The 16306-nt window shown below is 39.2% G+C and carries 8 protein-coding genes; 5 read left to right on the top strand and 3 right to left on the bottom strand.

Going from position 1 to position 16306, the window contains the following annotated elements:
• Positions 1 to 89: 89 nt before the first annotated feature.
• Entirely contained in the window at positions 90 to 749 is a 660-nt protein-coding gene (locus ACP6PL_RS22330) for a hypothetical protein (protein WP_426547481.1), read from the bottom strand.
• A 382-nt stretch (positions 750 to 1131) separates the two neighbouring features.
• Positions 1132 to 2370 (bottom strand): histidine kinase, encoded by a 1239-nt coding sequence (locus ACP6PL_RS22325; RefSeq protein WP_426547480.1) that lies wholly within the window; start codon positions 2368 to 2370, stop codon positions 1132 to 1134.
• A 336-nt stretch (positions 2371 to 2706) separates the two neighbouring features.
• Here ACP6PL_RS22325 and ACP6PL_RS22320 point away from each other — a divergent pair, with 336 nt between their 5' ends.
• The 5 genes from ACP6PL_RS22320 to ACP6PL_RS22300 all read left to right on the top strand — a co-directional run bounded on the left by ACP6PL_RS22320 (position 2707) and on the right by ACP6PL_RS22300 (position 10740).
• Entirely contained in the window at positions 2707 to 4377 is a 1671-nt protein-coding gene (locus ACP6PL_RS22320; protein WP_426547482.1) for a DUF2079 domain-containing protein, read from the top strand.
• A gap of 438 nt (positions 4378 to 4815) precedes the next feature.
• On the top strand, positions 4816 to 5241 hold the full coding sequence (locus ACP6PL_RS22315) for a hypothetical protein (RefSeq protein WP_426547479.1): 426 nt from the start codon (positions 4816 to 4818) through the stop codon (positions 5239 to 5241).
• A 650-nt stretch (positions 5242 to 5891) separates the two neighbouring features.
• Positions 5892 to 6422, top strand: coding sequence for a hypothetical protein (locus tag ACP6PL_RS22310; protein WP_426547478.1), 531 nt, complete (start codon positions 5892 to 5894; stop codon positions 6420 to 6422).
• Positions 6423 to 7488: 1066 nt separating this feature from the next.
• Positions 7489 to 9846: a GAF domain-containing protein gene (locus ACP6PL_RS22305; RefSeq protein ID WP_426547477.1), complete on the top strand. Its 2358-nt coding sequence runs from the start codon at positions 7489 to 7491 to the stop codon at positions 9844 to 9846.
• A gap of 459 nt (positions 9847 to 10305) precedes the next feature.
• Complete coding sequence (locus ACP6PL_RS22300) at positions 10306 to 10740, top strand: hypothetical protein (RefSeq protein WP_426547476.1); 435 nt, start codon at positions 10306 to 10308, stop codon at positions 10738 to 10740.
• A gap of 257 nt (positions 10741 to 10997) precedes the next feature.
• Here ACP6PL_RS22300 and ACP6PL_RS22295 read toward each other — a convergent pair.
• A partial coding sequence (locus ACP6PL_RS22295; RefSeq protein WP_426547475.1) for a transporter substrate-binding domain-containing protein occupies positions 10998 to 16306 on the bottom strand: 5309 nt, incomplete at its 5' end.

The following is a 16306-nucleotide window of genomic DNA, read 5'->3' as shown; positions in this document are numbered from 1 at the left end:
AGTTAATTAGCGATCGCCTACCTAGTTGTACCTCACTAGCTTGGGAAATGCTATAATATTGCCTCTAGACTGAATAATAAAATATCAACTTAAGTATATTGATTTTGAACATACTGTTTCAACACTGGATTTAAACTAAAATAAGTAGTCTTATCTTCTTGTTTGATATCTAATAATAATCGTCTTTTTAGTGACTGTATGGCATTCAATAAGTCTGATGTTGATAAATCCAAAATTTTATCAATTTGATGTAAAGTAACTGGTTGACTTTCTTGAGCAAGTTGAATTATTACTATTTGCTCATCCTGAGTTATTCGTTGAAAGTTTTTATCTAATTCTGCTACTAGAGATTCGCTTAAAATTACTTTTTCCCATTGCAAAAATTCGGCAACACTACTGTGAAATAATTCTTGAATCATCGTAGCTGTAAATTCTATCCAGCGAGGGTTGCCTTGATAGATATTAATTAAATTTTCCCAGGTTTCTTCGTCTGATAATTTCTGCTTTTGCAGAATTTCTTTTGCTGCTAATCCTAAGTTACCTAAAATTAGGGTTCGCAGATAGTTATTTTTGGTTTCTAGTTGAGCTATTTCTATGGGTTTTTCTCTACTGTTTAATATTAAGCAGCTTTGATGATTTATTTCGGCAATAAGCTGAAAAAATATCTGGTAATTTTCAGATTCAGTTTGATATTGACTTGCAATTTTTCCACTACAAAACAGAATTTGTAAGTCATCAAGAATAATCAAACAGCGATATTGGCGTAGGTAGTCGAGAAGTTGGAATATTTGAGTTTCAATATTTTTGGAAATATCTGTTTTTTCTGGAAATATTTCTAATAGTTTGGCAAGAGTTGTATTGAGTGATGGGGAAAAAAGGTTACGTTGAAATAAGTTTGAAATTTGATGATTGATTTGACTTTTATTTAATATGAAATCTAGTTAAACAATAGTCATTACGAAGGTCGAGAAGCAATTCCAAAGTCTATAGATATAGCAGTCGAAGCAAAGGTTAGGACATTTATAAATTCTCAAACCAACTCAGGGATAACTTCTAACTGGAGAAATATTTTTTCAACAATTCTCAATTCTCAATTCTCAATTCTCAATTTCCTACTCCCTACTCTCTCTTTTACCTATAAACAGGCAGAGTAAAATGAAAACAACTACCATTATTAGGACTAGAATCTACCCAAATTTTACCATAGTGAGATAAAATAATCCGACGACACAAAGCCAGACCAATACCATAACCTTCCTTTGACTCATCTCGTTGTAGTCGGAAAGAATCTTCAAAAATCCGATCGCGATTTTCTTTTGGTATACCAGGCCCACTATCACAAACCGTCACCTGCACCTTTTGAGTTGTGCGATCGAGAACTATAATCTGAATCTCACCCTCTTTAGGAGTATACTTAATTGCATTATCAAGCAAATTAACTATTACCTGACGTATCCTTTCTCGGTCAGCATAAACCAATGGTAAATCATTAGGGATATCTGTTTTTAACTGCAATTTTTTTGACTTCAGTCGGTCTCGAAACTGCATTTTTACCTCTGAACATAATGCTCCCACATCTAATTTCTCAGGTTGAATTTGCAACTTGGTACTTTTCCCTCTTGGTCTCTCTAGAATATCCGTAATCATTCTGTCAATCACGCGCACCTGGTAACGCGCCTGCTTAATCAAGCGATCTACAAGACTTGTAGAGCTTCTCATAGACTCACTCTTAGCCATTTTTTGAGTTGACTCTAAAGTTTCTAGAGCTAATGAAACTGCTGTTAGAGGATTCCGTAAGTCGTGAGCTAACATGGCAATGATGCGGTCTTTAAATTTTAGTTGAGCTTGCAATTGTTCTTTTTCCCGCTTGAGGCGAAAAATTTCGTCTGACATTTGCATTAATTCGGCAGCACAATTAATTGAACTAGCTGATAATTTTTCACTAATAGCTTGTTCTGATTCACATTGGGAATTTTTATCATACCTAGATTCTTTTAAAGAACGTTGCCAACGAGGCCACCAATATTCTAATTTTGCTACTAAATTTGTGCCAGCAAGGGTTTGTCTTGGTTCAGGATGAATTTTTAGTAGAGCAGGAGTAGCAATCAACTTGAAATGTTCTGCCATGTAGGGTTGTTCTCCTACATCAATGACATTAAATTCAAATGAGTAATCTGTTTTTAATTTGCTTAGGGACTTACGAATGGCTTGAATTTGTTCTTGAGAGCCAGGACGTTTATTAATAAACAATAAAAGTTGCAAGAATCCGTCGTTATTAGATTTTTCTGAAGACACCTTTACAAAATCTCTAGGTAAGTGAGATGGACTATTAGTATCTTGTTGTCGCAGAGGAAGAGAATAATTAACCATCTATAACTTTCCATGAATATTCCCGCCTACCTAGATATTGGGCCTGACTCGGCAAGCAGGGCGGGGTTTACCACTTACCATTCACAAATTAGTTGGAAATTTATTGGCCATCAACAGAAAGTTTGTTTCTGAGATAATTTAATCTCTATTTTATATTCTGACACTAATACTGTAAATTTACTTAATTAACTGTATTGAGATTATCCAATACTGACTTGACATAATTTATATTTTATAGTAACAGAAACAATAACCCTTGCAAGTGGTTATGATGACTCAAGTCAGATATAAATTTCTGGTAAATGGTATACTGCAAGCTTTAAGTTTAGGTGGGTGATGTTGGTGAGCAGGCAAAAAAATCAGTTTCTTAAAATGTTGTTTGTAGTGGCGATCGCCTTTTTTGTAGTTTGTCTATTATTTAACCTGCACCGCTATTATAGTTTTTACGCCTCTTATGACCAAGGTATATTCAACCAAGTGTTTTGGAATAGTATACACGGTCGTTTTTTTCAAAGTTCTCTCTCTTCTGCTCTCTCCACAAATGTAGTCCACCAAGGCCAAGTCTCAGAAGTATACTATCACCGCTTAGGCCAACATTTTACTCCTGCCCTTTTACTGTGGTTGCCAATATATGCCCTATTTCCATCTCCTGTTACTCTAACAGTTTTACAAGTCACATTAGTCACTGCTGCGGGTTTAGTTTTATACATCTTAGCTAGACAATATCTCCAACCACGGTTATCAGCCATGATTAGTATTAGTTTTTATGGAGCTAATGCAGTTATCGGTCCTACCTTAGCAAATTTCCATGATATTTGTCAAATACCTCTGTTTGTATTTAGCTTACTACTAGCAATGGAAAAACGCTGGTGGTCTCTATTTTGGATTTTAGCAGTATTAATTTTAGCTGTTCGAGAAGATGCAGGAGTAGTATTATTTGGAGTTGGGTTCTACCTAATATTAAGTAAACGCTATCCCAAAATAGGTTTAGCTGTCTGTACTCTCAGTTTTGCCTATATGGTGGCTCTGACAAATCTAATTATGCCCATATTTTCCGAAGACATTTCCCAGAGATTTATGATGGAAAGATTTGGTCAATATGCGGAAGGAGACGAAGCTTCGACTCTGGAAATTATTTGGGGTATGGTTAGTAACCCTTGGCGGTTAATAGGGGAAATTTTTACTCCATTCTTTGGCACTCTCAAATATTTACTAGGTCAATGGTTGCCTCTAGCATTTGTGCCTGCTGTTGCTCCCGCTTCTTGGATGATAGCAGGATTTCCTTTACTGAAATTATTTTCTGCTCAGGGTTTGTCTGTACTGTCAATTACTATTCGTTATGCGATGACAGTCGTGCCTGGATTATTTTATGGTGCAATTTTATGGTGGGGAAACAGAGAATCAGAAGTTGAAGACTCACCACTGCCATCACCAAAGTTTCGGCGTTTCTGGGTAGCTTGTATTTGCTTGTCACTATTTTTGACATTCACTTCTAATCCTAATCGCACTTTTTATTTTTTAGTACCAGACTCAGTACAACCTTGGGTTTATGTACCCGCACACCAACAATGGCAGCACGTTAGTCAAATGCGACCATTGTTAGATAAAATTCCTGATAATGCTAGTGTGGCAGCAACAACTTATATTATTCCGCACTTATCAAGTCGTAGAGCAATATTGCGGTTTCCCAGAATGCAATTTAGAAATGATGCAAGAGAGGTTGAAAAAGTAGAATATATAATTGTTGACTTGTGGCGGTTGAATAGATATCGGGTAGCATTTAAGAGCGATCGCCAACGACTAGAAAAAATTGTACCTAGAATTGAAGAGCTTTATAATTCTGGTGAATATGGAATTACTGACTTTGCAGATGGTGTAGTTTTGATGCAAAAAGGAGTTGGTTCTAATTTAGATGCTGTTGATGGATGGGAAAATTTTGAAGAAGGACTCAGGAGACAGGAGTCAGGAGTCAGAATGAAAGAAGGAAAAATTAGTCAGGTAGAGTAAGGAGTCAAAAAAATTGTAGGGGCGGTTTTTTTCAGTTATCAGTTATCAGTTATCAGTTATCAGTGCGAATCGTTTGACTTATTAATTTATCACTCGCCCGCCCCTGAGTCATTTGTCCATATCGAAAACCGATAAGCGATCGCATTCCCGATTATAAACCATGCCATTATGAATCTAGATTCAATTTAGATTTAAACATCGTTTCAACTTCTGCATCAGGTATATTCTGAGGATAGGATAAAACTTGAACATTAGGATTTCTGCGATTAATAAATATATATTATTAGAGGAGCAAATGGCCATTTCGCTGCGCGACATTAAACGCCCCTACCCATTTGTTGGTATAAAAAATGTTTCATCTCTATTATTCTCCTGACTCCTGACTCCTCAAACTTTATGATATGATTCACAATTGTTAATATTTGTGGATCGAAAAAAATGTATACTAACACTTTTTTTAATTTTCCTGTTAATACAGTTATTGAATTGACATTACTTTTCTCTATTCTCTTGGGAGTAATTTTTAAAGATATGTTGGAGTATAAATTAACTATCTGGTCTAGAAGCAAAAACTCTCAAACAAAAATAGATTATCAAACACCTAATATAATAGCTGCTTATTTAGGAACAACTTTCTTTGTATTTTTATGTGTAGCATCTAGTCTTTCTACATTTAATATTGTTGAATGGTTATCTATTGTTATGGGTGCAATAGTAGTCTTTCCAACAGCTTTATTGATTTGGGTCCAATTAGGCTCAATGTTTAAGTTGATGGTTGAAGAGGGGATAGAAGCTATTAACATTGAAAAAGAATATATTTCAGGAAACAAAAAAGTTCAGGCAGGAGAAACGACTAATCAATAATGATATTATCTTCAGATAATTAGTTATAAAAAAGTCTTTGTTTGTAGTTGTGTTTTAGCGCTCCTAGTTGATTGACATATCTAAAATGGTGCGTTACGACCGATTGTTAAATGCTTTTCACAGTCTAAATTTGATCTGTCTTTTCATGTCCCGCAGCGCTTCATGTCGGCTCTTAGCCAAAAAGGCACCCTGCTAAACCGACACAGCTAAAATAGTCCGTTACATCATTGGGGCGGGTTTATATAATCAAATGTAAAAACTCATTAATTTAAGGAGGAAACCCGCCCCTACTATTACAAGATTTTAGATGTGTCACCTAAGTACTAGACTTCTCCCTAACTCTTAACACTTCTCCTCTGACTCCTGACTCCTGACTCTTGACTCCTGACCTTACTATAGATTAACTTGCCAAAAACAGGTCTTGGTGGTAAATTCTTGGCTGAGGCTTTGATTAAAAACCTGCCCTTTGAGGTGAGGTTTGATAAAAGAGCTAATAAACTAATAACTGTCCAGCTAGACCTGCTTTTTACACTCTACCCTTAGGGCGAAATAGATTGAGAAAAACAGTTTATGGCCAGGACAAAATTTGGTGTTGTGAGGTAGTCATGCGTCTTCTAAGACATACTATTTTGACAAGTGGTTGCTTGTCAATGTTAATTACACTCGGAGCAATGTATCCTGCGATCGCTGCTCCTGAAAATGAAAAAATTGCCCAAAGGCAAAGAACTCGTGTTGGAGGGGCCAATCAAATAGAGGTTGTGGGCTATGTTAAGGGTATCATCGGTAATGTAGTCACAATTCTCATAGATGAAGAAGAAGAATTAGGCATTCCTGGAATTGCAGATAATGACGGTGAACCAACTTATGTAACAATTCCTGAAGAGGAACGTGGTCAACTACGAACTCTATATTTTTCCCCTAAACATACTATGGAAATAGCAGGTCTAGTACCTGGAATGCGGGTCTATGCAATTGTGGGTAAAGAGGATGATGATCCGGAAAAGCCTTGTGGTTGTATTGATTTCTTTAAAGTTATCCCAGATTATAATTACGAACGTGTAGAAGTTCGATTACCACAATATAACTTCCAGGGTCCTCCATCTTTAGAGTTCCCACCGCTTCAACCACCACCTCCTATTACACGGCCAGTTCCACCACCACCTGTAAGAGGGCTGTGGTAATTGTTAGGAAAAATTCTATAATCAGTTGTTAGATGTCACTAATTTAAAATAGTGGCATTATTTTTTGTATATTTTCTTTGACTTCAAATTTATTTTATTAAAAATTTTTTTATAGCTAACTATATCAAATTTGTTTAATTCGGTATAAAAAGAGGTGATGTCCTCCCCCTGTGTTGACATTGATAATAACAAAATGTACCTAGCTTGTCAAAGGCATATGAACAGCTTATGAAGGTATCCGAATCTTTGCCCTGGCTTTCCCATACGACGCTCCCCTCCGGGAGAGCGCGGGACTTCCCTCCAGGGAAGTTAACATCAGCAAGAGAAGTAAAAATTACTTCTCTTTTCATTGTTCGTACCTTTTTCCTAAAATTTTTTTGCCATTTGCCTTCTGGAGTTGTTGCCTCTCTTGGTGCAGATTGACCTAAGTTTAACGCTGCCCACACTGTATCGCAATGCTGTTGCCTACTATGCGAAAAAGTCTATATCTTTATTCACTCCTAATGTCTTAATCTTGCTGCAATTTTAGGTGTTTATCCGTCCTGGTTATATTTTGCTTTTTCCTATTCTCTCTTGACACCTAGTTTATTGATATTGACTTTTGTCCGAGAAATCATTATTTACAACTATTCAACCGGACATACTTTTACTTGTCCAAAGAATATTTATCTTAAATTTATGGCCAGTTATCAAAAACTCTACAATTCTCTGAAGGTAGTATAGCTCAATAATTGGACTGACACAGCTAATTAATTCAATTGAAGGACTAGGTTATTATAGGGGGATATGAAACGATGGGGTAATAGGGCGATGGGGTGATAGAACAATGGGGCAATAGGGCGATGGGATGATGGGACAATGGGGCGATGGGGCGATGACGTGATGGCACTGGTTTATCTCATTAAATAAATGTTGTAGTTTCATTAATTGAATATTTAACCCGTTCCTACTTAATGTTGATATTATTATTTCAAGGATAACTTACCCTACTATTGCAACATTTTAGATGTGTTGGTCTACTAAAATAAAAAAATACATATTCAAACAAATATCAGGTGCAAAAAGTATGCATACTTCCAAACAAAAAAGCACGGATAAACATCTTAAATATGAAACAAAAGCTTTACCAGAGGAAACTTCTCTAACTCAAAATAATCAAAATATTGAGGATCTACAGATAGAACAACTATTGCAAGCTTTAGCATTACAACTACCAAAGCATCATAATCAAATTGAGCAACTAAAAATTTGGAGGCAAATAACAGAGCGACTGGAAAATTTACCACTACACAGCAGAATATTAACAGCAATTATAGAGGCAGGTAGCTTGAGCTTCAAGTATGCTAGTCATCCCTTTTGCCAACTCATGGGTATAGATCGGATCGATGAAATAGAAGCACACTACAACATTAAGCTCAACGAGTTATTCAGTGATTGGGATAACACGGAACTAGAAAAACTTTACCGCCTACAAATTTTGCACTGGGTACTCAAACAAATTTATCAGATAGACACAGCAAATCTACAATTTCAAAATTACTCAGTCATATCAACAGTTAATTCCCCAAAAAACCCTGAACCAAAGTATATAGAATTATGGTTTTGTTGTGAGCAGCTAAAAGTTACGAGAGTTGACCAAAAAATAGATGAGTTTGTAGATTTTAATCTCCACTCAATGTCAAATTCTGAACAAATAGGTTGGTTGATACAACCAGGAAATTTAGAAATGTTAGCCCAAAAGTTAAAATTGGAAAATTACCAAATAGAGGGCTTACTTTTACTCGAAGGGTTAGATGTCACTGTTAAAGAAAAAAAACGAAAACTAATCCAACTTTTAGTTGAACCAGAATCATTAGTCCAGCCAGATAAATTTGAGCCAATTGCCCAATTATTGCGATCGCTATTCCGAGCAGATGATATGCTCTTGCTGCGAAATGAAGGAGAAAAACAATTCAAGTTATTTATTGGCAGTGAGTTTTTAACGAGAGCAAACTATCCCAAGCTATATTCTACGCAGAATATACAGGATTCCCCGATCCTCAAAACTGCTAAAAAAAATCAAATTCAGAATATTCCAGAACTTGAATCAAATTCTCCAACTGAGTGTGAGCAAAATTTATCTCAACAAGGAGTGCGCTCCTTACTACTAATTCCCTTAGTGATTAAATCTGCTTCCCCAAAAGAGGAATCAGATATACCAGAAATTTTGGGAATAGTAGGATTAATCAGCAATCATCCCAGCAACTTTAATCTCTCGGATTACAAAAATGCTCAAGACTTGATTCCTGCTTTGACAACTGCGGTTCGTCAAACAATTCAACAAAGGTTTACCAATATTCGTAATATTCATCCTGCAGTCGAATGGCGATTTTTGCAAGAAGCTGAACGACGCCGTTGGGGATTACCTCCAGAAACAATTGTTTTTGAGGATGTCTATCCCCTGTATGGTATCTGTGATATTCGTGGCTCCTCTACAGAACGTAACCGTGCAATTCAAAGTGATATTCTTGCTCAATTTCGCTTAGGTTTAGCCATTGTGGAAGCTGTTTGCCAAAAGCAATATAGTTCTTTGTGTCAGCAACTACGACAAGATATGTTGGAATATATTAAATCTCTAGAAGAAAGAGTTTCAGTGAATACTGAAATTACAGCTTTAGAATATCTACGTTGCCGTTTAGAAGTATACTTTGACTATTTTCTAAAATGTGGAGATACTATTAAGGCTGCTGTTGAAGCTTATCGTGGAGCTTGTGATAATAACCATCATGGGGTATATCAAGCACGAGAACGCTATGACCAGATGTTGTACAAAATTAACTACCACCTCCAAAATACTTGGGAAAAGTGGCAAAAACAGATGCAGCAAATTATCCCTCACCATTGTGACTTTGAGGCTACTGATGGCATAGATCACATGATGTATGTGGGTAAATCTATTAATTCTGAATTTAATCAATTTCATCTTAGCAGTTTACGTTACGATCAACTACGGGCAATTTGTGATTGTGCGCGAACTGCTATAAGTTTGAAGGCTGAATCTGAGGAGCCTATATTAGAAGTTGTGCATCTGATATTAGTCCAGAATGGTACGATTGATATTTATCACAATGAAAGTACGGAAAGATTATTTGATGTTAAAGGTAGTCACGATATTCGTTATGAAATTGTTAAAAAGCGTATTGATAAGGGTGTGGACAAGGATACTAAAGAACGCATTACTCAACCTGGAATGTTGACGGTTGTTTATTCTACAGATGAAGAGTGGGAGGAATATGAACAATATTTTCGTTATTTGGTTCGTGAAGGTTGGGTAGAGGATAAATTCGAGAGTGGTTTGATTGAGCCTCTACAGGGAGTGAGTGGTTTACGGTTTGTTCGGGCGAAGGTACTGTTGCCAGAAGAAGTTGAATTTAATCAAAAATAGTTCATTAATGGATAATGGATAATGGATAATGGATAATTACCTCTTGTTAAAACCGTTACGGAATTGAATATAAAGAAATATTATTTCTTCTCTCTTGGTCGATTGGATATGGCGTTTAGCTGGCGCACAACGCGCGTTAACGGCTGTCGCCGACATGAAAAGCGTTAGCGTTAGCGCAGCTCCTCCGCAGGAGGCAGCTCCTCTGTAAGAGGCAGCAGCTCTGCAAGAGCGGGAAATCTCCCCATCCCATCCTAAGGTCATGCTCGGCAAACGACCGCTTTTCCCCTTGAAAGGGGAGGCTTTTAACCTGAATTATTTAATTAATAATTAATAATTGTTAATTATTCGGTAGAAAATCTAAAGTTATTACTAATTGTCCAAACAATCACAGTTTTTTATCTGTAGTTAAATTAATTAATTAATAATCTGGAATTTTCTCGTTCAGGAGGATAAATTATAGTGAATGCTGCAGAACAGGCCAAAAACTTTGAAGTCGCTAGTAAGATTGCTACGATTGTTAATTTATTTAAGTCCCAGTTTCCAGATGTTAAGGTCGATCTAAAGCCTTGGATGAATGATCCAGATACTTTAGAGTTGGTTGACCCAGATTCTATAGATATTGGTTTTCATTTGCCTGGTAGAAGTCGGTCTTTGGAAAGTCGTTGTCTATTGGTCCAAATTCGCTTTTATCAAGACCCAATTGAAGCTTATCGTCGTGTCATAGGGGTTGAAGTTGCTGGTTATGACCATCGTGGGGAACAGTGGAAGTTATCAACGGTGGGTGGCTGGCGTTTTGTGGGCAATACTCAACCGACAAATGAATCTGCTGCTAAAGTGAAATACTTTTGTAAGCAGATTTTTGAGTTATTTAATAATAACGATGTGGCAGCTTGAAGAAGTCAGAAGTCATAACTCAGAAGTTAAATTTCTAGTTGGGAATTCTCAGCACCAAGGCCAAATTAGGCAGATATTTTATTTATATAAAATCGGTTTGCTTTAGAGTGTTATATCAAATCTGCTTGGCAACGGAAGTGTTATAAGAAACCGGGTTTATGGGGGATAGATGTCAATATAGTGAGCATTTCAGATAAACCCGGTTTCTCTGCTTTTTTACAGCGATACTACCTGATTTGATATAAGTCCTGAGTATCCTATCGGATTAAGAAATCATCACCACTAATAACAGGCTGGCCAGCCAACACGGCAAACTCACCACCTTCGCCAAAACCGGGTTCGCTACCATTCTCATTGTATAACAATTTACCATTATTACTGTTATAAACAATAAATGCCTCGGAAGTTTCAGCATTATTAGTAACAGAAGCAAACTCAGTTTCTATACTGAAACCTGTTCCCGACTCGCTCTCAAGAATGGTAAATGTATCTTTATCCAACACAATCATATCGTGACCAGGATTAAAATCAGCAATGGTATCGCTACCCAGTTCCTCAGTATCAAATTCCTCGTTGGTGGCAAAGACAAATCGGTCTTTACTTGCATCACCAGTCAGAATGTCGTTACCTGCACCACCGTTGAGGTTATCGCGACCTTGACCACCCTTTAATTCATCGTCCCCAGGACCTCCAAAGAGATGATCGTTGCCAGGACGACCTTCTAAAATGTCATCATCATCTTTACCATAGAGATAATCATCACCAGGACCACCAGCTATCACATCTTCTCCATCATTTCCACTGATGGTGTCTTCACCTTGACCACCGGAGATTGAATCTGAACGTATGGAACCAGTCACTCGGTCATTACCATCTCCAGCTTGGAAACCGTCAGGGTTGTCTTCTAGGGTACTTGGTTGGATTTCGTAAACGTCATCCCCACTACCTAATTCTTCTTGTTCTGCTGGAGATACTTCCTCTCCTAATGGTGGAGCATACTGTAAACCAAAATTGCTTGCTAGTTCATTTTCCTCCCGACGCAGAACGTCTGAGTCAAAGTTGCGTTCGTAGATTTCGCTGTAGTTACCAACTGCTTTGATAATATTGACAACGAAATCGTTTTGCAGTCCCAGAACTTTACCGATATTTCCTTCGATGCCGAGAAACTCGCGAATTTCTGAATCTGAATCATTCTCACGGTTATCATCTATATTTTTGGCGATAAACTCATCGATATTTTCGGAAGTAATACCATATTCTTCTGCCTGAACTAAAGCATTAGTTACCCAACGAACTACATCTGACCATCCTGACTGATTTTCGTCTGTGATTAGACCTAAAGGTTCTTTGGAGAGGACATCGTTAAGAATGCGATGTTGGTCGGGATTAGATAAAGTCTCAAGTCGCCCACTGAGAATGGTGAGGTCAGTGGTGACGGCATCTACTTCCCCTGCTTCATAAGCTGCAAACATTTCATCGTTGGTGGCAAATTCAACTGGAATAATATCTCCACCTAATTCCGTGAAAGTGTCTTGCAGGTTTTGTAAGGCAGTAGCTCCTTTGAGAACGCCGACGCGACGACCGTTGAGAGCTGGTAAAAGGTTAATCCCGCTATCGGAACGAACTAATACTCCCTGTCCGGTGTAGATATAGGTAGGACTGAAGTCGATACCTACAGTGGCATCTCGCAGGAGATTATGGGTGATTCCCATTGCTGAGACATCTACTACACCATTAGCAGTATTGCTGAAAGCAGATGGGAATGACTGCTCCGTAATTTCGAGTTTGCTTGGGTCTTCAAATAGGGCAGCAGCGATCGCTTTTCCTAGGTCAACATCAAATCCGGCAAATTCTCCATTTTCTGTCTCTACTGCAAAACCGGGGTTATTGCCAGGAAGTCCTAGTTTTAAGTATCCACGGTCTTTGATTCGTTTGAGTAGGTTGCGGTTGTCGTTATTGTTTAAGGATATGTCTATCTCGCTGCCAGAGAATGGAGGAGAATAGAGGAGACCGCCATCGCTCCAAAGTAAATTCTGGTTTCGTTGTTGGTCTGGGTAATGACGTTCGTAAATTTCGCTGTAGTTGCCTACTTCTTTAATAACGTTAATTGCGAAGCTGTCAGGAAGTCCGAGAGAGCCTCCTAATTCTCCTTCTATGCCCAGGAAACGACGAATTTCAGGAGCGGAGTCATTATTCTCGTCATCGTCGGTATTAAAGGCGATTATTTGGTCGATATTTTCTGAGCTAATGCCAAATTCTTCGGCTTGAATGGGGACGTAATTTACCCACCGGACAACATCTGCCCATTGAGAGTCGTTTTCTGGTAATGCTAGGGCGATGGGGTTTGTAGTTCCGTCTTGTTCCTCGTAATAGTAGACTGGACTGAAGTCAATTTTCTGACTGGCATCCCGTCCCAAGGTTTGGGTAATGCCGGATGCTAGGTCTGCTTGACCATTTGCGACCCTTTCTAAGGATGTTGATAATTCATTGGATACGGTATTGACTTTGCTGGCATCTCCAAATAGGGCAGCAGCTATGGTACGAGCAAATTCTAGGTCAAATTCGTTGGCATCGGCGGAAGTGGCAACTTTCAGATTGCCTCGTTTGATAATTTCGTCTAAGATGGTAGTTTGGGGATTTGCTACTGAGTCAGCTTTGGCGACACCGAGTTCCATATCTAGAGAAATTTCTGTTCCTGCTAATGCTGTTTGTCGCTCTGGTTCGCTGACAATTTCGAGAATGTCAGCTAAGTTGCCAAAGTGGTTATAGGTTTGGCCGTTGTTTTGCAGCAGTGCTAATTCCTGTTCTTTGTAGTAAAGGGTTCCGGCGACTATCTTGAAGTCTTCGAGGGAGTCGGTGTTAAACCCAGAAGCAGAGACTTGAATTTTGTCTCCTTGAGCGATGTCGAAGTCTACAATGAGGTCGCCTCCTTCGTTTGGTGCTTGGAAGTAGAAGACATCTGCACCTTCTCCACCGTTGAGCAAGTCTACACCTTTGCCGCCGATGAGAATATCTTCTCCTGCTTCTCCTAATAACCAGTCATTATCGTCGTTTCCTTCTAAGACGTCGTTGCCAGTACCGCCTCGGATAACGTCGTTGCCACTGTCACCTTCTAGTTGGTCGTCTCCTGCATCTCCTTGGAGTTGGTCGTTACCTGCACCACCTTTGATGGTGTCGTTTTCTGAACCACCAGCAATAATGTCGTCTCCGGCGTTACCTTCTAAGACATCAGCGCCAAAGTTACCTTCGATATCGTCGTTACCTTGACGACCTTTGATGGTGTCACTACCTGCACCACCAGAGAGAATATCGTTTTCTTCTGCTCCAGTGATGTTATCGTCTTCGGGGGTTCCGGTTTCTTCTATTCCTGTTGTGGCATTGCTGCTTTCCCCTTGGTCGTTATCCTTAATTTCTAGGACTGCTGTTTTCTCTATGGGATCTAGTGCATAACCTTCTCCTACATATTTGAGGTTAATGGTGATGCTTTCTGGGCTTTCGGAAATGTTATCGTCTAATATTTCTAGGTCGATAATTGCTTGAGTTGCTCCTGGTTCAACATCTATCTCTCCAAATAAACCTTCGCTATTTTCATAGTCTTGTCCTAGAGTTGCTGTACCGGAGATGGTATAGAGAATTTTTAGTCCTTGGGGTGGAGCTGCTTCGCCCAGGGTAATAATAAATTGACCGTTGTTGTTTTCTCCTTCTGTGACTGCTTCGCTGGCGGTAACTTTGACTATGCGGTCTTCGTTGAGGGCGAATTCTACTAGGAAGGTGTCGGCGTTGAGTAATTCCTGGAGTTGGGTTTGCGACTCTTCGGCGGTAATTTCTCCTTTGACGAGTTGTTCTGTTAGGTTGGGTAGGGTGCTGTAGACTTGCTGTTTAATTGGGTTGATACTGGGTAGTACGTCATTAACAGAACTAGATAATGTTTCTTCTACTAATTCATCAATGAGGTTGTTGCTTTGAGCGACTAATTTACTGAGTTCAATGATGGTTTCATTGTTAATTTCTAGGTTCAGTTGTTCGGTTAATTGGTTGTAGAATTTCCGCAGGTCGTTGTTTTTGCTGAAGTCGAAACTTTCTACTGTTTCTAATACTTCTCCCAGAGCCTTAATTACCTGTATTTGACCATCTGACTCTTCATATCCTGCTGCTTCTAGGAAGGTTGTGCCGTTGAGTAGCAGGTTCATAATTTTGATGTGACTAGAGGCAATATCTATTCCGGTATCGTCTCCTTCTCCAATGGCACTGTAAGGATCGAAGTTGTCTAATGGTTGGGATAGAGACTCTAGGGAAAATCCTGTGATTTTGTTGAGTAGGGTTTCTACTTCTGCCTCTGCTATTCCCTGAGCGGATAATACTGCTTTCAGGGTGGTGAGTGGAGTAGTGCTGCTATATTCTGATATGGAACCTATCTGAGAAATTAGGGGAATAGTTCCTGGGAGTCCGGTGGAAGTATCGATACCTCCTGTGACAATAATTTGAGCTGTTTCCAGAATTTCAGCTTCTTGACCATCAATTAGCCCGTCTCCGTTGGTATCTAAATCTTCTAGCTCAAAAAATGGTAAACTATATTCTCCATTGCTGTCAGTGGTGGTTTGAGTTTCTCCCTCATCCAGTTGGAAGTTGCCGTTGGTATCAAGAAAGACTGTCGCATCTGCTAAGGGGCCGTTAGTGGCATTACCTTGCTGTGTTTTTTCCTCGTATAAAATAGTCTCTACTCCAGAGACAATTGTTTTGCTGTTGTCATTGTTGTTGGTAATTTCCTTACCAGTTGAGGTCTCAGTAATGGTATAATCACTCTCTCCCTCGGGCAAGATTAAGATATCGTCACCTTCTCCACCGTCAATGGTATCGTTGCCGCCAAAGGGTTCGAGGATATCGTTACCTTCTCCACCATCGAGCAAGTCATTGCCTAAACCACCGTTAATATAGTCATCACCGTCATTACCCTCTAGGGTATCATTTCCCTCACCACCTGCAAGTAGGTCATTGCCGTTGTGACCCTGAAGCAAATCATTGCCGTCACCACCGTCGAGGGTATCATCACCGTCTTGACCGTAAAGGGTATCACTGTCTTTAGCACCTGCGAGTAGGTCATTACCCTGTTCGCCGTAAAGCAAGTCTTGGCCGTCACCACCGTTGAGGCTATCATTACCAGTCAAACCCTGTAGGTTATCATTTCCCTGACCACCTGCAAGTAGGTCATTACCCTCTTGACCGTAAAGGGTATCATTGCCTTCACCACCGTCGAGGCTATCATCACCGCTCCAACCCTGTAGGTTATCATGTCCCTTACCACCTGCGAGTAAGTCATTACCCTGTTGGCCGTGAAGGATATCATTGCCTTCACCACCTGCAAGTAGGTCATTACCCTGTTGGCCGGAAAGGGTATCATTTCCCTCACCACCGTCGAGGCTATCATTACCCTCATTACCCTGTAGGTTATCATGTCCCTCACCACCTGCAAGTAGGTCATTGCCGTTGTGACCCTGAAGCAAATCATTGCCGTCACCACCGTCGAGGGTATCATCACCGTCTTGACCGTAAAGGGTATCACTGTCTT

It is taken from the genome of Dapis purpurea BLCC-M126 (assembly GCF_050015975.1).
Lineage (GTDB): Bacteria > Cyanobacteriota > Cyanobacteriia > Cyanobacteriales > Microcoleaceae > Trichodesmium.
Note: the sequence above shows the minus strand (reverse complement) of the source record. Positions and strands in the feature narration are given on the sequence as shown.